The organism is Njordella calcicola, from assembly GCF_056494125.1.
Map to the genome: position 1 here is coordinate 2,950,153 of NZ_CM151396.1, position 21,138 is coordinate 2,971,290.

A 21,138-nucleotide genomic window follows, 5' to 3' on the forward strand; every position below is an offset into this window, starting at 1 on the left:
TGCGGCCGCAAGCTTCATTGTACCACAGTCTGCCCTGCCCTGCGGTGATAAGTTAATGCGGTTCAGCGCGAGCCGTCGACTCAGTAGCGATAGATCGCTGCAGCACCAGTCGCACTTGGAAGTTGACATCTAGGCAACACAACCACCTCACCACCCATACGAATCGTCAGCTCCGCCAAATCATCTAACACATCATCCAATAGCGGGCGAGCTTCGTCGGTCTGCGTGACGTGACCACTGACGGAATCGACGCTTCCGAACACTTGCTTGTCGCCATCAATCAATAAAATCCCCACTCGCCCAGCAACGATCGCTTGGCCAATCTCATCAAGTTCTGTTGCACCCAAGGATTTTGCGTTAGCAAGCTGAAAGTCGTCGACACATTTCGCGATACGTTGCTGATGAAAGGGTTCAATGGCGGTCCACGCAGCGGACTGCAAATCTTCGATGGCCATCGACCATGGATTCGCCTTGATACCTTCCGCAACTAAATATGGATTCTGGCACACCTTACGAAACGGCGTATGGTACTCCGGCAACGCAGCCAAAATTAACGGTAATCCAGAGCGACGTGAATGATGCTCCGTGATCCCTTTCGCTACGATGCGGAAAAACCGATCGCGATCGTTGTCGACTTCCTCCTTCTTGTCACCATGTCCATGCACAGAAGGTGCGGCGCTCGAGCCAGCCGATCGACTCGCTCCAGCTCCATACGAAGCGACCGTCAAATGGGGTTCCGTCAACTCATCGCCTAACGCATCGATAATGTTGGCAGGAAACTCCGTCAACTCAACCTCGTCCAACCTATCACGGTTGCCTTCGTATAGTTTCGACTCATGACGATTCAATGCCAAAACTTGAAATCGATCGGTCGATTGCAGGATACGAAGCAACGGTTTCAAATGAAAACTAGTTGAGACAACTTGCAACTCAGGAACTGAGCCCTGCAAGTTGATCACTTCAAAGGTGTCGTTGGAAGCGAGAATCGCAAGCCCCTCGGTGCGATGGTTCCAAAACTGGCTATCATGCACCAAATCCTCAAGCTTTTCAAACACAACGGACAGTTGCCGAAGTATCGACTTGTCTTCCAACGATCGCCGAAGCTCCTTCAGCAAGTTTCGATAACGAATAGGATCTTGTTGATTCTCTGGGTGAGCACGATGCGTTGGTTGATAGATGGATACACATGGGCCATCATGCTCGGAAAGCAGACTGGCAAACTGGTCCTTATTGAATGAAATCATGACGCTACCTGGATAGGAGTAAAAGGGGAACCGTTTCGACAACCGCAGGAAACGGTTGCCTTCTACTCGTACTCACCAGCAAACGACGTGCGGCCTTTTTTGTTTTCCAACTTTCCTAGACTGCTATCCAAAGATCGTAGCACTTTGTCGCATGCTGCACTGACCGCTTGATCGACTGTTCCCGCATCTGCACTGACCGTGATCGGTTTCTGACCAGCTAGCCGAGCTTCAATCTTGCAGCGAATATCATCATCCGCGGTTTTCTGGCTACTGTTTTGGTCAGACACGTGCACTTCAACTCTGGTAATTCGCTCGCTGTATCTCCTCAGTGAATCGCGAACGTCTAACTCAATTTCTGCAATCATTTCAGCGGAGACGTCAATATTTTTATCGGAGTTGACTTGGATTTGCATGCGCAAAGCTTTCAAAAGTAGTACTGATCGTGAAGCGAACCAAACTTCGGTTGTGGTCTGCAAGTGAAGCAAGCAATGTTCATGCCACAGCGCTTACCACATTTTGCCATTCGTTGATGTACGGTTAGTGTTTTGGATTAGTTCGCTTCCGTCCGCTGTTTTTCAACGCGTTATTGCTTTGACCGACCCCCTCGTTTAACCGTCAACCGCTAGGCGTACGCGTACTCCTTCGTTTAACCGCGTGCCCAGCGGGCCGCGTTACATTGGATCTGCCCCACCAGACGCGGGGCAATGCCCAACGCGGTTAAACGAAGCCCGTCTGAGCCGTAGGCCGGTAACAAGCAGAGCCAACGCATGCGCCGGAACTTCGGTCGCTTGATCCCTTGCCATATCACGAACCGACCCAGCCCGTTGATGATTGGCTTTGCGCAGTTCCGGCAACAGCATAGCGACCTTGTTACCGGTCTACGTACGCCTTAGTCAAGCTAGATTACCGTCACGATCAAACTCCATCTCGCCGAGCGTTGATAACGCAAGAATTCCTCGACGCGGTTCGACTTGCTGCCAAAGCGACTCTGAAACCTGCATCTCCGACACGGCAAGCGTATCTTGGATCCTTACCACGCGAGCATTCTGCGGGGCCTCCAGCGGCAGCGAAACCAGCATACGCTCGATCGCTTCCCGATCGGTCTCAAAAGCAATCGGGACCTTGGCACTTTGCGGTGTTAGCGCGGTCAATGCATTGATGTTCGTCTTATTGCGGTCCATCTCTGCCACCAATCGCGTTGTAGTAACGTCAGCTAGGCCAATACCAATCGCGTTGCCATGTGTTTCAGGAGTCAGCCCTCGGACGAAGATGCGTCGAATGAATGGCACGCTATGATCGCCGCGCATCGGCAAACTATTGTAACCGTGAATACTTCGATTCACGACGTTGGGATCCAGACCCGCACCGCTGATGTTCTTGCCAATAAAGTCGACAATCAATAGATCAATCTCTTCGAATGGCAACAACGGCATCAACGCCCTAGCCTCCACCAACAAATCATCTTCAGCGGTCGCAATTTCGTCACGATCAATCGCAACTAGTCGCGCTGTTTCATGCTGCTGATTTTCAATGATGGCGATGCCGCCTAGGACGGGAGCTTGCTGCACAACCACCTGCGACATGCTGCGAATCACTTTTTCGTAGCCATGTTGAGTTGCCGCCAAATGCATGGCCGTCGCCCCCGCCCGCTTGCCAAGTCCGATTACGGACATTTTGATCAGACCGCTTCCGAGCGTACCGAAGAAGTCGGTGTGGGGTTTGATACGGTTGATCAATAAGATGCCGTCGGCCGCCAGCGCATCATTGCTGCAGACAACGCGTACGCCTTGGTCCGTGGTGCCAACTTGAGTCACATCCAACGACGCTTTGACGGGAACTTGCATCGACGCTTCCGTAATGCCATAACTGGCAAGCACTTCGATTTGTCCCTCTGGAGTTGCACCGCCATGGCTTCCCATGGCTGGTATGATGAACGGCTTAGCTCCTAGCAGATGAAGCTGATGGAGAACTTGAGCTACAATCTGCTTTAAGTTAGTGATGCCGCGACTGCCAACCCCAACCGCAATGGAATCCCCCTGTTTGATCCTCGGTTTCAGTTTCGTAAACTCCCGAGCCAACGTTTGATCGATATCTACGGTGACTGTTGGAGCGAACTGTTGTTGGATGCGAATCATTTTCGGCAGGGTAATATACATCGTCGCACCATAGATCAGCATTGAGGTGTTGTTGGTTCCATGTATTACAATGTAGCTGTACCTACAGAATTGGCCAGCAGTGGACCTTCAGTCCATCGGACCACGGCCATTTACTCCAATGTCGCTTTTCGTATCTTCGCATGCGCAACCACCACATCAACCCCAACGGGGTTGTACATTCATCATGTTGAACCCCGTTGGGGTTCACGCGTGACGGGTGCCATAGTGAAACAAAGTTGTCAGGAGTCTTTACTGGGTAAGTTGCATACTTGAGGGAGTCCGCGTGGTGGTAAGGTCGATTCGAGACCGAAGAGCCGCCACAGAATGATGTTCCGATTCCACGCGTTGACGATCGATTCGACATCTTGGTCCAACAAGTCCCCGGTGGTCATTTCAACGGTTGCCATAAGTCGATCGACTTCTCAGGCATCCAACGGGAACTCAATGAAAGAAACAGGCACAGCATCCGTTAGCCAAACACCATTGGCCGACAGGTAAAACGAGTGGCCATTTTCGTGCATAGTTTTCGCTTGAACCAACAAAATAACAGGCTGCCCGCGCCGAGCACCGACCTTCTTGGCTGTTTCTAACTCCGCAGACAAATGCACATGGTTGCGAGAGCGTTTGAGCAGACCTTGTTCGCGAATACTATTCAGAAAGGCTGCAACCGTCCCATGGTAGAGGACGGTTGGAGGCGTTACCGGTTCAAGATTCAGCTCAACGTCTGGAACGGAATGCCCTTGGTTGGCGCGAATCCTTAGTCCTTCATCACTGAGTGAGAACCGCTTCTTCTCGCACGACGCGACGACCTCATGCAGCAGCTCAAGCGACAATTGCTTTCCTGCGCGATTAGCATTTTGAATCAGTTCATCGATCGGCAGCCACCCTTCTGGATCAAGCTGCATGCCCACAACTTCCGGCTGATGCCGAAGCACGAGGCTCAGGAATTTACTGATGGAGGTGAGACTGTTTTTTGCTGTCGCCATTGAGTATCTGCGTTCGGCAATCTTTTGTGGATTCCATGTATGCGGTGGTAACTAGTAGCATTCTACTGTTTTTCAGGCAGGAGGAACTAGCCGGCTTAAACAAGACCGTGTCGACTTCCGGGATGTTGACTCCTTCGTTATACAGATCAACAACGAAGATGAGGTTCACGTTGCGATCACGCAGCTTCTGCTGAGCGGAGTGTTGTTCATCATCATTCGATTGAGCCGACAGGGCAATCGACGCAACGCCGTTATCATTGAAGAACCTTGCGATGAACTCGGCATGGGCAACACTGACGCAAAAGGCTAACCCCCGAACGTCTGCAAGATTCAGGACCGTATCGCAGAGCTTTTTAAGCACCAGCTTTGCTCGGATATCGTTGCCGGTGTAAAGCCGATCCAAATCATCGACGCGACAACCTCCACGCTGCCAAGCAAGACCAGGGAGGTCGACTGAATCAGCGACGCCAAAATACTGAAACGGACATAGCAAACGACGATTGATCGCATCGCGCAGCCGGATCAAAATACAGAACCAGAACGGAATGTGACTCCTCCGAAACCTCCGGCGCGAGCGCTACCAGACGCGGATCACCCAATCGGGCAATCTCCGCTTCAATAGCCTTTGTCGGTAAATGGTCGTAAAGCCCCGGTTCCATAAGTCTTTTCTAAGTTCATTTGCAAATTCCGTAGTTGGGTTTCATTGAATCAACCTCTTCCAAATGCCCGTTTAGGCTCAACGATACCATGTTGGCGGTACCGGAAACTTTGGTCCCGACGGATGGACTGTTATCAAAGCGGCTCGCTCGGAATGCTAGGGGTTGACCTCAAACCGATTTCAGGCAAATCGTCTACCTTTGTTAGACTCCATTCCACCAGTGCGTGAATAGGAGTTAAGCGTGGTAAGAGACGTTGCTAATGAACGAACGTATGAAGACCGGAGATCCATTTGTAAAATCTATAAGGGGTTAGCCGCACCGGCATTGTAGATGTTATCCGAAACAAAAGTCACTACCATGCTATCAATACTTTTCGAGTTTCGATAAACTTCCTTCGGAATAGTGGGGGATCATCATCCATAAAATTTTGACCCGCTCGAAGTATTGCTTTCGCTAACGCGTAGGCAATTTGCAGCGGGATGGTGATGTCTACCTAGCTTGGTTTTTAATTACTGCAACAGCGAGAATGGCACGGCGCGTATGCATCCAACGAATCACTTGACGGTATATGCTGCGAAAAAAACAGGAAGCCCAATTAATTCATACCCTAGGAACTAGCAACCCGGAATCGAGACGAAAACATTAGACGCAGGGAATGTAAAGCGCGATGTCCAACCCTTTCTTTGATCAGCCGATTCTCAATTCGCCTTATGCCTATCCTTCTAGGCACTGGGAACTCGACGAAACGGGTCAGCCAACGCAGCAGATCAGAGAATCCCGACGGATTGCCTCGTTCATCATGCACATCCCAAAACCGAAAAAGCGTCGTGGCGGCAACGATGCATCGAAAACGAAGCAAAGTGAGATGGTCTTTGCCGACGACAAAGGATTGTCGACCGAGAAGCAGCAATACGATCCAAACCCAATCATCAACGAACTACGCCGGGAAATAGATAAGTGGCGACAGATTGATAATCCGGCCAACTGGAAAGTCACGCCCGAAACCGCACGTTTGCTTCAACATTGGCGTGGCGATCACTTCAGCAGCGTTCGGCCCTTCTTTTGTCAGGTCGAAGCAGCCGAAGTAGCGATCTGGCTAACCGAGGTCGCTGGTCCAGAGCTAAACACGACCGAAACCGAAGGCCAGATGATCAAACGCGTCATGCCCGAGTTAATGGGCATGTGAAACGTTATGGTCATCAACGACGAAGCGCATCACTGCTATCGAGAAAAACCGCCAGAGGAATCCGAAGAAGCAGACCCGCAAGGCAAAGACGAAAAGGACGAAGCCGAGGAAAACCGTGCAGTGGCTCGGCTGTGGATCAACGGCATCGAAGCCGTGAACCGAACGATGGGAGTCAGCCGCATCATGGACTTGTCCGCCACGCCCTTCTTCCTTCGCGGCAGCGGATACGCTGAAGGCACTTTGTTCCCGTGGACGATGAGCGACTTTTCGCTGATGGACGCCATTGAAAGTGGCATCGTCAAACTGCCGCGAGTACCTATCGCCGACAACCTACCGGGCGGCAAAATGCCAATGTACAGAAACTTGTGGGAGCACATCCGCAACGACATGCCCAAGGCCGGACGCAGCAAAGGAACGGACCTTCAAGATCACGTCATCCCTGGGCCGCTCGCAACGGCGCTCGAAGCCCTCTACGGGCACTACGAAAAAACATTTCAATTGTGGAAAGATGGCGGGATTGACGTTCCGCCATGCTTCATCGTCATCTGCAACAACACCTCATCCTCCAAAGTCGTTTATGACTACATCTCCGGTTACTATCGCACGCACGCCGACGGTACCGGGACGCCGGTGGCTGGCGCGCTCAAGCTATTCCAAAATTTCGACCCCGACAACTTCGAACCCTATCCGCAACCACGAACGCTGCTGATCGACAGTGGTCAACTTGAATCCGGCGAAGGGCTGCATGCCGATTTTCGACAATTTAACTCCGATGCAATTGATCAGTTCCGCAAAGAGATTGTCCAACGCACTGGCGATCGCCAAAAAGCGGACAACATCCGCGACGAGGAGATCCTTCGCGAAGTAATGAACACAGTCGGCAAGAAAGGGCGACTGGGCGAGTCGATACGTTGTGTAGTCTCCGTGTCGATGCTAACTGAAGGTTGGGACGCAAACACGGTGACACACGTGCTGGGCGTTCGTAGTTTCACAACACAATTGCTTTGCGAACAAGTTATCGGCCGCGCGTTGCGCCGGCAGTCGTACGAACTGAACGCCGACAATAAGTTCGACGTCGAATACGCCGATGTCCTCGGCATCCCGTTCGACTTCAACGCTAAACCCGTTGTGGCCCCTGCTTAAAAACCTCGCGAGACTATCCAAGTCAAAGCCGTTCGGCCAGAACGTGACGCATTAGAAATTCGGTTCCCGCGAGTTGGCGGCTATCGCGTCGATTTGCCCAACGAGAACATCGAAGCCGAATTCACCGACGACCACCGCATGGTCATCACGCCACAGATGGTCGGTGCAACCGAGACGCGCAACAGCGGCATCATTGGCGAGCAAATCGATCTGAACCTTGTTCACACCGGCAATGTGCGTCACAACAAGATCGTTTACACGCTGACCGACCGAATGATCGATGTCGAGTGGCGCAAGCCGGGCGAGAACAAACGCATCGATCTGTTTTTTCCCATGAAGCGGATCGTCAATCGATGGCTCAAGGAATGTACCGAGTTTCAAGGGAAGACTTATCCCGCACAACTTCTGTACCAGTCGCTCGCCGATCAAGCTTGCAAGAAAATCAGTGCCGCGATCGTCAACGCCCATCAAGGCACCAGCCAAATCAAAGCGATGCTCGATGCCTACAATCCATCGGGCAGCACGCGGTTCGTCAACTTCACCACCTCAAAAACCGACCGCTGGCAAACCAGCGTCGATCGATGCCACGTCAACTGGGTCGTGCTTGACAGTGATTGGGAAGCCGAGTTCTGTCGTATCGCTGAAAAACACCCATCGGTGCGAGCTTATGTCAAGAACCACGGACTCGGGTTCGAAGTCCCCTATCGCTACCGCGGCGAAGATGCCCGCGAGAAAGCCAACACCATGAAGACGTACTGGATACCCGGCGTCAACAACCTTGGAACCTTTGGACGCTGGGCGTTCGCAGAGTTCACTGAGGTGTACCAGATGGATGCCGACTTCGAGGAACAAGTAGCCGGCCGGTTCGACCAAATGATTGACGAAGCAATTCGGAGCCATGAGGTCGCTTTCCCGTGAGCGTGACCAATGCCCGACACACAAGATCAAAGCGGGAGCCGGCCATCAACGAGCTGATCGACATCCTATTCATCCAATCATTAACAGGGCACAATCGAGGACATCTCAATGAAATCAGAATTGGTTGAAACACTGACCAGCACTTTCGAGGCTCACGCCCAGCAGACCGAGAACGGTATCGAATTCTGGCTCGCTCGGGATTTGCAGCATTTGCTGGGATATGCCGAGTGGCGAAACTTTTTGACCGTCGTCTCGAAAGCCAAGACAGCCTGCGAAGTCTCGGAAAATCCCGTGCCAAACCATTTTGTTGACGTCAACAAAATGGTCGAAATCGGCTCTGGAAGCCAGCGGGAAATCGACGATGTGATGTTGACTCGCTACGCATGCTATCTGATCGCTCAAAACGGCGATCCGAGAAAGCAGGAAATCGCCTTTGCCCAAACCTACTTCGCGATTCAAACCCGTCGTGCCGAGCTGATTCAACAGCGAATGCTGGAATGCGAGCGAGTCGCTGCCCGGCGAAAACTCACTGAGACCGAAAAAGAGCTTTCGTCGGTGATCTACGAACAGACGGGCGAGAATCGAAATTTCGGTTTGATCCGCAGCAAGGGCGACACCGCTTTATTCGGGCGTTCCACAGAGCAGATGAAATCGCATTGGCAAGTTCCCGTCAATCGCCCGCTTGCCGATTTTGCTCCCACGATCATCTTGAAAGCAAAAGACTTTGCTACCGAGATCACGATTCACAATGCACGACAACACAAGATGGATACAGAAAGTGAAATCTCGCAAGAGCACATCACGAATAACTCGGCCGTCCGCAACACGTTGCTTGAACGGGGCATTCGCCCAGAATCACTACCGCCCGCCGAGGATGTCAAGAAAGTAGAGCGACGACTAGCGTCGGACGAGAAGAAAGCGTTGAAAGATCCCGATTCCCTGGAATAACCACGTCCTTCTCCTCAGTGCCGGCAGTTAACCCTTTTCACTATTCAAACTTCACCTTTCAAACTTTTCTCCATGGCCAAAAAAGCATCACGGACGACCGAGACCAAGAAAACCGTTGGGACGCTGCGGCATGCTGACAGCAAGCGGACAAACATTCCGACCGCCGAGCAGCAGTCGGTGATGGAGAACGAGGAAAAGTACTCGGTCCGCGTCGCTTACGAACGCCGCAACCGCGACCTCGATCCGCAGTTGGTCTGGCGTGGCAAGGACGAGCAAGACGCTGGGCCGCTAAGACCGTAAGCCAAATCATCAACGACTAATATCGAGAACTCACTCGACGAAGCACTCTTCCGTCGATTCGATGATGTCTTTGAAATGCCGTTACCCAGCAAAAATGAGATTGAGCAGTTGCTGTCGCTAACGCTGTCTGGCGTCGAGCGTGCGAAAGACATTCGCTGGGCTGACATCGTGAATCAATTGACGGGTGTGTCAAATACTCTGATCACATGGGGTCGGAACACTAATCCTCTCTAATCGCCAATAATAAAGAACAACAGTAGGACCGTGGTCGTTTTGGATTAGTGTGAATTAGCGTCGATTAGTGTTCCTGCTTCCTGTTCGCTTGAATCGCAAAACTCTGTATCTGGCGATTGGGTTGGCATCCCCGTAGCTTCAGCAAATACGCGTTCCGATCATTTCCGATTGCAGGCAACGTTAGGTATACCAGTTGAAGTTACAGTTACTGGCGGTCCAAACTATCTACCAGTGCCAAACAAGCACGTGAGATTTAGTACGCCTCACACGTTTAACTGGAAAGAAGGCGGAGAGACCCGCTACGGAGAGGGCGGTCGTCGGTGGTCGCTAACGACGGACGAGAACGGTCAATGCGTTGCCAAAGCGCAAGCAGGCAATCTAACCATAAGCTGCAGCATGGGAAGCGGTTTTGTCGAGCAAGAGATCGAGGTTTCCAAGAGTGAGGATTGTAAAGCGACTTTGCATTTCGAAGTGCTTGGGAAACAGAAAATCCAAGGCCAGTTAGTCGGCGATCAATCGGCTCTTCAGAACGCCACAGTTTATTTGACTCAAGCGAATGCGTTATGGATTGTCGATCCGATCGTTGTGACAACATCTGCCGATGGGACTCTCTCGTCTGCTAATCTTGACTGAGTTCAGAAATCGCCATTGACGTTCAATCGTTTACGTGTGTAATCTCACTTTTCCGATTACAGGTGTAATCTTTGCGGACAGGTTGAAGGAGGCTCGCATGCAAATTTCGGATGCTGAATGGGTTGTAATGAACTTGATCTGGAGTTCCTCTCCGATCGAGGCGGCGGAAGTCATCGAGCAGATCGCCGCCGACAATGGTTGGAGTGCGGCAACAGTAAAAACCATGCTACATCGATTGGTTCGCAAGGGAGCATTGGCGACAGAGCAGAACGGGAAGAAGTATCTGTACGCGCCCGCGGTGCGCAGAGATGCCTGCGTGCGGCAAGCAAGTCGTTCGTTCCTCGAGCGTGTCTTCGGAGGTGACGCTACACCTGCACTGCTCCACTTTGTGAAGGCAGCCAAGTTGACTGCCAAGGACATTGGAGAAATTAGAGCGCTACTCGACAAGAAAACAAACCGAAACGAAGGAGAGCAGGGATGAACGTTGAATTGATAGATCGATGGTTTGAAGTTGCGACAACGTGGTTCTGGTTGCTTATGCTCGCAACCTGGAGAGCACTACCGATCCTGATTCTAGTGGCAGGAATCAGATTGACGTTTCGCCGAAGGTTGAATCCGTCGTTGTATGCCTTGTTACTGACGATTATTGTGATCAGGCTGTTAATGCCGATTTCGATAGGGAGCCCGCTCAGTTTGCATAAGCCCATCGACAATTGGTTGATGAACGAATCTGCGGCATCGGTCAACCGATTGCATGACGCTGAGGCTCGTGATAATCCGGCTGGAATCTTATATGGTACTGTACCAACTACCGATGCCGCTGTGACGCAGTGGTATCCAACAGAAGCAATAGTGCAACCTTCCCAGAGCTTTAATGATGCATGGCACTTCATTTTCCTCGCAGCTCTGGCGATCGCGATTTCGGTATCGGTGTGGCTACTTTTTCTTAGCGTCATCTCACACATTCGCTTCGCGCTCAAGCTTCGCTCTTGCCGATTACTGGAAGATCAAAGACTTGTTGATTTGTTGCTTCGTGAGTGCGACTCTTTAGCGGTTGGCCGGCGTCCGGTTGTCCGCGAAGTGACTTCTATTGCGGCACCAGCAGTCTTTGGACTGTTTCGACACACGATCTGCTTGCCCCCACGTCTCACCGAAACGTTAAGCGAAAAGGAACTGCGGTGGGTCATTCGCCACGAATTAGCGCACATTCGCCGATACGATGTTCCGGTATCGATCATCGCTTCGATGGCCAGTGCATTCCATTGGTTCAACCCCATCGTCTGGTTGATCGTAAGCCGACTGCGGTCTGCGATGGAGGCCGCTGCTGATCGATTGGCTTCGCAGAGCATGACGCAAAGCGAAACTGTGGCCTATGGAGATCTTTTGCTGAGATTTGCTGAGAGCAAGGTTGTAGGGAAGCCGCAGCCCACACTTGGACTTATTTCCATCGCGTCTGGAAAAGACCTCAAAAAGCGAGTCGAGTTGTTGGTCCAAAATCGTAAACCCTTTGGATTTTCAGCCAAGATCTTGTCCGCAGGTATTGTAACGGCAATCGCTGGTATGGGCCTGACCGACGCGCGAGAAGCTTCAGATCGAAAGATGCCTGCACTGCATCTAGTCACCAGCGATTCAATCGATCTGGACATAGAGCCGATGTGGAATGACCCATGGGTTGTTCAGGAAAATGAAGGTCCATCGTTCGTTGCAACCTATGATGTCACCCCCATTTTTGCAACGATGCCAGAATCTCTAGCGGGAAGTAATAAAACGGCCGAGGAACAGTTGATATCTTGGCTTCCACTTTCTCCCTCTGTGAAAGGCCGATTTCATGTGGCGGGTTCAACGCTTTCGGCAGACCTGAACGCTCGCCAACATCAACTGTTGAAACGAACGCTCGAGATATGGAAAGAAGGTGAACCAAAGCAGATTAGCATCGAAGCCAGGTTCATTAAGACCAACACTCAGACAGCTAGTTCCATCGATTGGGCCGGAAACAGGATTGATGGTCTGACCGTCAAGGGCCTGGGGCCAGCCATTGCTGCTCGCATCGACGAACCAAAGTTAGCACAACTGGTTCGAACAGTATCGTCACATCCTAGCGGAAATATCATGTTTGCGCCAAAAGTAACCCTTTTCGACGGCCAAACTGCTGGTATAGCGGATCAGGTACAGCGTCCGTTTGTTACCGGAGTTGATCCAAAATCTGATGGCAGGATGCAGCCAATTGTGTCGGTCGTGGACGAAGGGCTAACGTTGGTCCTCACGCCGAGCAGCAGCGAAGACGACAGCATCACCTTGGACTTTAAGGTCAAGGCATCCAGCGTTGGCAAGGTCTCTTATGCGAACCTGCCAATAAAGCCTGCGAACGAAGCGGAGCCTCAATTCACGGTGCAAGTACCAGCAACCGAACAGTACGAAGTAAGCTCATCGGTAAAGCTCGCGGCAGGAGAATCGATTGTCGTGGCGATTCCTCGAGTGTTTGACAATGCACCAGGTGCCGACGCCGAAACCACAGTCATTGTTGCATTGACCCCAAGAGTTATAAAACAGGAATAACACACTGAGTCCGAATCGGCGCATTAGCTTGGCTTAACGAGTTCATTACTAATTGTCGTCCACGCTGCCCGCTGGACTGCGCAGTTCAGCATGGCAGCGATGGGACGCAGTTGTTTCTCGTGGATCTCGAGCTTGCCTTTGGTAGCCGGCAGATTGAGTAGCAATACCTGGATGTCGGGCGCGAGTTGATTGAGTGCCCTAATCTAGCTGATGCGTGGCTGGGTAACGTGGGCGCGCCAGGTCGATGGTGTCCGAAGACTCACCGGTGCGGATCATTTCGACGAAGCGGATGGCGAGGGCGATGGCCATGGACTTGGAACTGCGAGGCACGCGGTTTTTCAGTGCGCTGTCCGGTCTATAAGAATCCCTGCTTGTGTGAGTCTTCAAAGGCAGTAAGATTGTATTCGGATATGCGAATACAACAACTTGGAGAAAGATCTTGACGGAGATCGACACGAAATCAGCCACGGTGCTGCTGCGAGCCTTTGCGCACCCCACACGACTTGCCATTTTGCAAGAACTCTCTGGCGGTCCCAAGTGCGTCACTGACCTGGAAGACCTGCTCCCGGTTCGTCAAGCGAACCTATCCCAACATTTGGCGTTACTGAGGCACACACAGTTGGTCGACTTTGCACAAGATGCCCAAACGCGTTGTTACTACCTCGCCAGACCAAAGTTGACTGGACTATTGCTCGAGGAACTCGCACGCAACGAAGTCCCCGTGTCGAAATCAACTGAGCAAATCAAAGCCGAGAAAGCCAAGCTCGAGGCCAAGCAAGCCGCAACACCGAAGAATCCAAAGCAAGCGCGCAAACGTACTGTGAGAGCGCGTGGATGAGCCTGCCAATCTATCTGGATTACAACGCGACCACTCCACTTTCAGAGCTGGTCAAAGTCGAGTTGCTGAGATTGCTTCAACTCGATCTCGGAAACCCATCCAGTCGTCACTGGGCAGGAGCGCCCGCTGCCGAGATCGTCGAGCTATCGAGGATTCGCATCGCCTCGCTCATCGGTTGCGATCCCACCGAGCTCATCTTCACATCCGGCGGTACTGAAGCCAACAACCACGCAATTAAGGGCGTGTTTTTCGCGAACCGTCAACGACTGAAACAGCCGCACTTCATCATCAGCTCCGTCGAGCACCCTGCTGTCACAGAGCCGCTGAGATTTCTTGAAACCCTTGGGGCTCGCGTGACTCGAGTGCCCGTTGATGAATATGGCCTTGTTGATCCTGCCGATGTGCAGCGAGCCATAGAGCCGCAGACCGTTCTCATTTCGATCATGCTTGCCAACAACGAAGTGGGAACAATCCAGCCTATTGAAGAGATCGCTGCCATTGCGCGGACTCACGGTGCTCTGATCCATACCGATGCAGCGCAAGCGGTCGGCAAGATTCCCGTCGACGTTGAATCGATGGGTGTTGACATGCTGTCGATCGCTGGACACAAGCTTTACGCTCCGCAAGGCATTGGTGCGTTGTACGTTCGTGAAGGAATTGAGCTATCTTCCTTCATGCACGGCGCGGGGCACGAAGGCGGCCGACGCGCGGGAACTGAAAACATCCTCGAGATTGCTGCCCTCGGCGTCGCTTGCCAGGAGGCCGCAGATTGGATTGACGACGGTCGCATCGAAAACCTGCGAGACTACTTTTGGAAGCGACTGCAGGAAGAATTCGGTGAGCGAGTCCATTTGAACGGTCACCCCATCAAACGGCTGCCTAATACGCTGAACGTCAGCTTCGACGGCGTCGCTGGGCACGACCTGCTGGCACATTTGCCGTTCTTGGCAGCGTCCACGGGTTCCGCTTGCCACGCCGGCAAACAGCATTTGAGTCCCGTACTGACCGCAATGGGGCTGACCTCGGAAAGGTGTTTGGGTGCGGTGCGTTTCAGCCTTGGCCGATCGAGCTGCAAAGCAGAACTCGAACAAGTCATGTCGGCCTTGAGTGCGTGGCTGTCAAACTCTTCGATTCAATGATCCAATGAAAGGCCCCATTCACTGCGCGAAGACTCGAGGCAAGCATTCAGTGAAAGGTTTCTCCTCGCTCCAGCATGGCAATGAACTCATCGATCTTCCTGCGTTTCGTTTCAGCCTTTTTCACGTTATGAAGTCGATAGTAAAATGCGTAACGATCAGCTCGCGTCAGTGTTGCGTAGAACTTGCTTGCTTTCTTTGATTTTGCCAACGCGGCAAGAAACTCAGCGGACTCCTCAAAAGTGGAGCTCGAAGCATAAGCGGCATCCCATCGTCCGTCTGCCTTGGCCAGCTCAACAGCCGCGTATCCAGCCGGCTGCATGAGCCCTTCCTGCGTGAGTCGTTCAATATGCTTTTTATTGACCTGAGACCAAACGCTTCGTTTCCCGCGAGGCGTAAACTTGTGAATCCAACAAACGTCGTTTCCCTTCCTAACTGGCCCATCGATCCAGCCGTAGCACAACGCGACATCGAGTGCCTGCGAGTAAGTGATACTTTGGTATCCACTCGCAACTTTGAAGAATTGAATCCATACGCCTTGATGTTCCGCATGATGTTTGCGCAGCCAACTGGCGAACTGCTTTGGTGTCGCAAAGGCGATCACGGGCTTACCATCCGGCGAGATTACTTCCGCGAGGTCATTTGTGGGCTTGAGCGACTTCTTGGCCATGAATAAGTAGCTTGTCAAAGGGCTAATGCAAAAATAAATGTTCTGTTCGACAAGGCGGTAAAGCATTTCTGCTTCGCGTCTGGATTAACAGGAATCGCCGCATCTAAAACTGGGCCGTCTTCCGGTTCAGCGTCATCACTATCTTGTCGACCAGTAGCCTGGAATTGATGGGCTTGCTTAAGAAGTCATCGCATCCACAGTCAATGCATCGTCTCATTTCACTTTCCATTGCGTCCGCAGTGAGTGCGATGATGGGGCCGTAGTAGCCGCATTCGCGTAGGCGTTTAGAGGTTTCGAAACCGTCCATGATTGGCATTTGCATATCGAGCAAGATCGCATGAGGCGAATCCCCAGATTGCAGAGACTCGATGACTTTTTCCAGAGCAATCGATCCATCTTCTGCTTCGATGGTGGTGTCGCCTTCTTTCGCCAACAGTGCGGTAACTAGAAAGCGTATATCGCGTCGATCATCCACACAAAGGACTTTCTTACCATCAAGCCTCGATGAATTTGGCTTCAATGCCTCCGATTCCTCAATATTCGGCAATCTCGGATTGCTCAAATCAGATTCTCCCGAAGAGTTGATTGCGATGGAAACTGTGAACACGCTTCCTCGGTCAAGTTCGCTGGAAACGGTTATGTCACCACCAAGCATCTTTGCCAACCTTCGACTTATCTCCAGTCCTAGTCCCGTACCGCCAAACCGGCGTGCAATAGTAGCGTCTCCTTGAGCGAACGGCTGAAACAAATTGTGAACCTGTTCCTCAGTCATTCCAATTCCAGTATCGGAAACTGCCAGACGTAGCGTCGAACGAGAATGGTCACTAGAGAAATGTATGCTTAGCTTCACCTCACCAGTTTCTGTGAACTTAATCGCATTGCCGATCAGATTGATGAGGATCTGCTTTATTCGCTTCGAGTCGCTTTCGATAAGTCGGGGGATTTGTGTTTCATATTCGACGGCAAGCTTGAGCTGCTTCTCCTCCGCTCGTACCTGCATTGAAATCCGCACATCTTCGATCAGGCGTTCCAACGCAAAACGCTCACAGGAAATATCGAACTTACCTGCCTCAAGTTTGGATAGGTCAAGCAGGTCGTTGATGATCTCCTGTAAATACAGTCCGTTACGCAATATCGTTTGCAGATACCCCTTCGCTTGCGGATCGCCTACATGTTGGTTGAGAAGCTCCGTGTACCCCAATATGGATGTCATCGGAGTGCGAATCTCATGGCTGATGTTCGCCACGAACATGCTCTTGGCGGCATTTGCTTGCTCGGCTGCGCGACGCGCGTCATTCAAAGACTGTTCGAAGTCACGTTGGCTAGTGATGTCGAGCAATGTACCCATGACCTGCACCGGCCGCCAGATTCCATCAAGTCGACTACATATTGTCTTGGTCTGAAGTCTCACCCAACGCACTTCGCCATCTGGGCGTACAATACGGTGCTCATGAATTGCCGAGTTATCTCCACAATCCGTCTGTTGCATTTTTTCCCAATGGTGAGTCAGGGATTCAACGTCGTCAGGATGAATGAAGGGAGGAACGATCCCAGGCAATAGGCCGAAATCATGTTCTTCCGGATATCCGACAATGGATTTCAACTCCGGCGAGAGGTAAACCTGCCCTTTCTCGAAGTCCACGTGAAGAAGACCAAAGCCCGCTGCTGAAGCAGCCATCGATAGTCTTTCAGAACTAAGCTTTAGTTGCTTCTCAAAGTCTTTTCGCTCTGTGATATCTACCGTACACCCGACCATCTTAAATGCTCTGCCACTTGTATCCCGTGAGAAAACGGCTCGATCTTCCACGTAAAGCCACCGGCCATCCTTGTGTCGGACACGGTACACCGCACTCGGAATTTCGTCCTCTGATGTGTGGAGGCCAAGTCGCTGAGAAATGGGCCAGTCCTCTGGATGGATTTGCTGTTGCCACCACTCGGCTGTTGGAGCGACTTCGTCCGTGTGATAGCCAAGCACTTCATAGAGGCCCCGCGATCGCTCTACACGACCGGTTGCTAAATCGTATTCGTAGATGATTCCGTTGACGGCATCAGCGGCTAGCCGGAAACGTTCTTCGCTCCGGCTTAAGTTTTCCTCGAAACGTTTCCTCGTCGAAATGTCCTGATCGATACCTCGTGCGATCTCACCTTCAATGACACCTGTCGATAGAATCCAGCAGTCTGTCCCGTCATGCTTGACGATGCGAAATTCAATCGCGAATGGTCCACTATGCGTGGCCGCAGTTTCCCTCTCTGACTTTGCCCGTTGGCGATCATCTTGGTGGATGAGATTGGTGAAGTCTGTCCAACTTGGCGGTCGAGTCCCTGGTCGTAGGCCGTAGAGCGCATGCATCTCTGGGCACCAAAACGATTCGTGCGTGGTCAAGTTGTATTCCCAAGCTCCGGCGTGCGCCGCCGCCAAAGCGAGATTCAATCGCTCTTCGGCTTTTCGCACATCTTTAGTGCGTTCGGCAATTCGCAGTTCTAAGTCTCGATTCAGCCGTTCGAGAGCTTGATATGCCTTTTGCCGCTGAGAAGAGAGCGTCGCGGTGAGCAGTGCTGAAATTGCGGTGATGCCCAGAAAGACTTGGAGCATTACAATTCGCTCATGTTCGTCTTGTGGCAATGCAGCAAATTCGCCCACCCCTGCCACTGTGTAAAATGCGGTGATTAGAGTCACAACGGAAACCGCTAGAGCAGCTCCGGCTATCTGAAATCGCGTTGCAGCCCACAGCACCAGAGGCAAGGTCAATAAGGCGGTTGGCAGCCAGTTCCAAAATGCCAAAGTGCCAACTGCAATGAGGGCCACACCGATAAGTATTGCTTCGTAGGCGAGTTTCCTGTCAATTCTTGCTCGACCTCGCCAGGCTCTTATTGCTGATATCGCTAGCGGCGTTGAAACCAATAGACCGCTTCCATCGCCAAGCCATACGTGCGGCCAGGCGACCAGAAATGGATGCCTTCCGCGTAATGCATCGGCCGTCGCAATGATCGTTGCACCCACTATCGGGGCTACCATCGCGCCAAGAAAGACGAAGATGCCGGCATCTGTTGGCGTTTCAATGCTGAAGGGCCGCCCGAGAAAGCGACGAAGCAGCCAGGCCGCTGTGACTGCTTCAAGGGTGTTCGCGGCAAAGAATAAAAACGCAAAAGCCAGTGGATTGTGAAACCATATCTCATTGCATGCGAGTTCTGCGAGGCAACCTCCCAGGATATAGATCGGCCATCGCTTGGTCGGATTGAGTAGGAGTACGGCGAGGAACGCGCCGGCCGGCGGCCAAAATACGATACTCACACCTGGAATGAGCGCCAGTCCGTTTCCAAAGCCTGCGAGTACAAAGTAAGCAGCAGCGAACAGACCTACGTGGGCTGGATGGGGACGGCGAGGCAACAATCCGACGCGATGCACAATCAGCCAAGCCGCCGCCAGGATGGCTGCAACAATCAGCACAACGAACTTGGCTGCGTCTTGTCCCAGCGTTTCAATTCCTACCCGCACCGAGACGATTGCCGCACACGTCAGCAGAAGAGCTACTCCATATTGAACATGCAGGGAACGCTTGTTCGGAGCAGGGGCTGATATGTTCATAGTCGCCCTACTGCAAAGGTGGAGTGCCGAAGTAACGGAAAAACTGAGTAATGTTTTAACACGGGGAAAACGCGGTTACCACCCGTTAATAGCACCTACAGAGGGGAAAGCCTGTTCGATGCCGCTCAGGTGAAGGCCCGGTGAGCTGTTATCAGGCCTGCTGAGCGAATCTTGATATGGAGAGATGGCAATGTCCCCTTGCCCGCGGGGAAAACTTGCAACTTGGGACAGCGTTCGCGGAACTTCATCACCGCTGGAAAGAAATCTCGCAGTCAAGAAGCGCCAAGCGACGCGGATTCGAATGACGACGACAGCGAGGTTCATCAAGATGTCCACCATCACTTGGCGCCCAAACGGTACAGAGGAGTTGCGCTTCAAACGGTACAGGTTGAAGCAAGCAGGCTGATGCAGTCCTATGATGCGTTATATTCCCAAAGAAACACATCAGCGAGCACTGTATGGCATTTCAACTATCAATGGTTAAGTCGTTAGAAATCAAGAGTTTACGTCAAAGCGGCATGAGCCAACAGGCGATTGCTAACGCCCTGCGAATCTCTCGCGGAGCGGTAGTTCGCCACTTAGCCACCGAAAATGCAAACAGTACCGAAGCGCCAACCGGGTCGCAGACCTCAAACAGTACCAAAGCGCCAACCGGGTCGCAGACCTGCTTCCAGGCAGCCCGCTGATCGTTCCAGTTGAGGATTGCTGCGATGGGACAAAGACACCTCAAGCCACGGCGAGGTGTAGTTGCATAAGTGACGATAAACCACTTGGCAAGATTTATCATGCGCGACTATCGAAGGAATTTGATTCTACTTCCCGCGCCGTACTTTGGAACGCGCTGATTCTCGTCCAGTCCCAATAGCTCCAGTCGCCCTTTTTTGACCATATCCGTCAGATAAGAGTTGATGTCGCTTGGCCATATCAGAGGCGACCTCAATGAGATTGCCCAAAGCTCGTCGTAAGACGCAATCCCCTTCGACTCGACATACGCGAGCAATCTCGCTGCATTCGATTCGAGATACCGTTCCCGCAGTCCATCAAAATAGTCGTTATTGTGCAAGTCCACCGCTGGGAACAAATCCTTCTGTCCTTTCGATTCGCGTTTGCGTTTCGCAGCTAATGCGCGTGCTTCTTCCATGTCGGCCATCGCTTTCCGTTCAGCCTCTTTGAACACCTGGATGCCGCGATGATGCCGTGTAAGATAAACTAAATGAAAGTGACGACGTGCTTTCTCGGGGTGCAAAACAAGTGACGAACTCGCAAAGTTAAAATTTCCTGCTCGTTGAACACGATCGACGTATTCGTTGAGTAGTAAGTTATCGCGTTCCTCTCCAATCACTCCAGAGAATTTTCTCGCGACGTTTTCTTCGCCATAGAGGTCATCAATCGTCCTCTGTATACCAGGCTGTGGATGATCAGCAAAACGTCGGATAAACTCCAACATAAAAGTAATCAAGACTTCTCCCGGCACCTGCATTAATAGGGGCCGAATCGTTTCGAGCGGAATACTCCATCCTTTAGGGTCAATCAAGAAGAATGGAAAGGTGTTTCGATCCGCGCCTACAAATCGAATTATCTGATCGATTGAGTCTTCAAATCTGGCATTGATCGTTTCAATTTCAACATCTTCCACGGACGCTGCAAATCCCTTGAGCTTTCGGTAGGATTCAGGGTCCATCTCGATGAACAAACAACGAAGGCGAATGTTCTTTCCCAACTCTTGCTTAGCAGCCTTCAGTTGATTGATCGCAATAGAGAAAGATGTGTCCGATAAATCTGAAGACCGTTCGGCCCACGGGCCAGAGTAGCAATCTACATATGTTATCGAATCACTCCATGAGCCGATTATGTAAGCGAAACGCTGCAAGTAGCGATCGAGTACTCGATGCTTGACTAAGGTTTGCTCTCGACCATCGTACAAATCATCTAGTTCGCTCATATT

Annotated in this window: 21 protein-coding genes; 11 read left to right on the forward strand and 10 right to left on the reverse strand. The window is 51.8% G+C overall.

Annotated features, from left to right (window positions below):
* Positions 1–80: 80 nt before the first annotated feature.
* From SH302x_RS10985 to SH302x_RS11010, 6 genes are all read right to left on the reverse strand, one after another.
* A complete protein-coding gene (locus SH302x_RS10985; protein ID WP_479368761.1) occupies positions 81–1,244 on the reverse strand; it encodes a baeRF3 domain-containing protein in 1,164 nt (387 codons plus the stop codon).
* 62 nt (positions 1,245–1,306) lie between these two features.
* On the reverse strand, positions 1,307–1,657 hold the full coding sequence (locus SH302x_RS10990) for an HPF/RaiA family ribosome-associated protein (RefSeq protein WP_479368762.1): 351 nt from the start codon (positions 1,655–1,657) through the stop codon (positions 1,307–1,309).
* A gap of 480 nt (positions 1,658–2,137) precedes the next feature.
* Positions 2,138–3,421, reverse strand: a complete 1,284-nt coding sequence (locus tag SH302x_RS10995; RefSeq protein WP_479368763.1) for a nickel pincer cofactor-dependent isomerase, group 22 — start codon at positions 3,419–3,421, stop codon at positions 2,138–2,140.
* 218 nt (positions 3,422–3,639) lie between these two features.
* Positions 3,640–3,807: a hypothetical protein gene (locus SH302x_RS11000; RefSeq protein ID WP_479368764.1), complete on the reverse strand. Its 168-nt coding sequence runs from the start codon at positions 3,805–3,807 to the stop codon at positions 3,640–3,642.
* 15 nt (positions 3,808–3,822) lie between these two features.
* Complete coding sequence (locus SH302x_RS11005; protein WP_479368765.1) at positions 3,823–4,386, reverse strand: RNA 2'-phosphotransferase; 564 nt, start codon at positions 4,384–4,386, stop codon at positions 3,823–3,825.
* Positions 4,349–4,912 carry a DEAD/DEAH box helicase gene (locus SH302x_RS11010; RefSeq protein ID WP_479368766.1) on the reverse strand — a complete coding sequence of 188 codons (564 nt, stop codon included), beginning with the start codon at positions 4,910–4,912 and terminating at the stop codon, positions 4,349–4,351. Before SH302x_RS11010 ends, SH302x_RS11005 begins: the two co-directional genes overlap by 38 nt.
* An 800-nt stretch (positions 4,913–5,712) precedes the next feature.
* Between SH302x_RS11010 and SH302x_RS11015 the strand changes: the two genes are divergently transcribed.
* From SH302x_RS11015 to SH302x_RS11065, 11 genes are all read left to right on the forward strand, one after another.
* A complete protein-coding gene (locus SH302x_RS11015) occupies positions 5,713–6,231 on the forward strand; it encodes a hypothetical protein (RefSeq protein ID WP_479368767.1) in 519 nt (172 codons plus the stop codon).
* Positions 6,232–6,237: 6 nt separating this feature from the next.
* Entirely contained in the window at positions 6,238–7,374 is a 1,137-nt protein-coding gene (locus SH302x_RS11020; protein WP_479368768.1) for a DEAD/DEAH box helicase, read from the forward strand.
* 93 nt (positions 7,375–7,467) lie between these two features.
* Positions 7,468–8,292: a hypothetical protein gene (locus tag SH302x_RS11025; protein WP_479368769.1), complete on the forward strand. Its 825-nt coding sequence runs from the start codon at positions 7,468–7,470 to the stop codon at positions 8,290–8,292.
* A gap of 108 nt (positions 8,293–8,400) precedes the next feature.
* Positions 8,401–9,240, forward strand: coding sequence for a DNA damage-inducible protein D (gene dinD / locus SH302x_RS11030; protein ID WP_479368770.1), 840 nt, complete (start codon positions 8,401–8,403; stop codon positions 9,238–9,240).
* Between the two features lie 72 nt (positions 9,241–9,312).
* Positions 9,313–9,540: a hypothetical protein gene (locus SH302x_RS11035; RefSeq protein WP_479368771.1), complete on the forward strand. Its 228-nt coding sequence runs from the start codon at positions 9,313–9,315 to the stop codon at positions 9,538–9,540.
* Between the two features lie 75 nt (positions 9,541–9,615).
* Positions 9,616–9,774: a hypothetical protein gene (locus SH302x_RS11040; RefSeq protein ID WP_479368772.1), complete on the forward strand. Its 159-nt coding sequence runs from the start codon at positions 9,616–9,618 to the stop codon at positions 9,772–9,774.
* A 246-nt stretch (positions 9,775–10,020) separates the two neighbouring features.
* Complete coding sequence (locus tag SH302x_RS11045; protein WP_479368773.1) at positions 10,021–10,407, forward strand: hypothetical protein; 387 nt, start codon at positions 10,021–10,023, stop codon at positions 10,405–10,407.
* Positions 10,408–10,504: 97 nt separating this feature from the next.
* Complete coding sequence (locus tag SH302x_RS11050; RefSeq protein ID WP_479368774.1) at positions 10,505–10,888, forward strand: BlaI/MecI/CopY family transcriptional regulator; 384 nt, start codon at positions 10,505–10,507, stop codon at positions 10,886–10,888.
* Positions 10,885–12,963, forward strand: coding sequence for a M56 family metallopeptidase (locus SH302x_RS11055; RefSeq protein ID WP_479368775.1), 2,079 nt, complete (start codon positions 10,885–10,887; stop codon positions 12,961–12,963). The genes SH302x_RS11050 and SH302x_RS11055 overlap by 4 nt, the downstream gene beginning before the upstream one ends.
* A gap of 439 nt (positions 12,964–13,402) precedes the next feature.
* The gene (locus SH302x_RS11060) at positions 13,403–13,801 is read left to right on the forward strand and encodes an ArsR/SmtB family transcription factor (RefSeq protein WP_479368776.1); all 399 of its coding nucleotides are present in this window, start codon (positions 13,403–13,405) and stop codon (positions 13,799–13,801) included.
* On the forward strand, positions 13,798–14,940 hold the full coding sequence (locus SH302x_RS11065; protein ID WP_479368777.1) for a cysteine desulfurase family protein: 1,143 nt from the start codon (positions 13,798–13,800) through the stop codon (positions 14,938–14,940). Before SH302x_RS11060 ends, SH302x_RS11065 begins: the two co-directional genes overlap by 4 nt.
* Positions 14,941–14,986: 46 nt before the next feature.
* Here SH302x_RS11065 and SH302x_RS11070 read toward each other — a convergent pair whose 3' ends face one another.
* The 4 genes from SH302x_RS11070 to tcmP all read right to left on the reverse strand — a co-directional run bounded on the left by SH302x_RS11070 (position 14,987) and on the right by tcmP (position 21,135).
* Positions 14,987–15,607, reverse strand: a complete 621-nt coding sequence (locus SH302x_RS11070) for a YdeI/OmpD-associated family protein (RefSeq protein ID WP_479368778.1) — start codon at positions 15,605–15,607, stop codon at positions 14,987–14,989.
* A 103-nt stretch (positions 15,608–15,710) separates the two neighbouring features.
* On the reverse strand, positions 15,711–19,193 hold the full coding sequence (locus SH302x_RS11075; protein WP_479368779.1) for an MASE1 domain-containing protein: 3,483 nt from the start codon (positions 19,191–19,193) through the stop codon (positions 15,711–15,713).
* Positions 19,194–19,268: 75 nt separating this feature from the next.
* Entirely contained in the window at positions 19,269–19,517 is a 249-nt protein-coding gene (locus tag SH302x_RS11080) for a hypothetical protein (RefSeq protein ID WP_479368780.1), read from the reverse strand.
* A gap of 469 nt (positions 19,518–19,986) precedes the next feature.
* Positions 19,987–21,135 (reverse strand): three-Cys-motif partner protein TcmP, encoded by a 1,149-nt coding sequence (gene tcmP, locus SH302x_RS11085; RefSeq protein WP_479368781.1) that lies wholly within the window; start codon positions 21,133–21,135, stop codon positions 19,987–19,989.
* Positions 21,136–21,138: the final 3 nt, after the last annotated feature.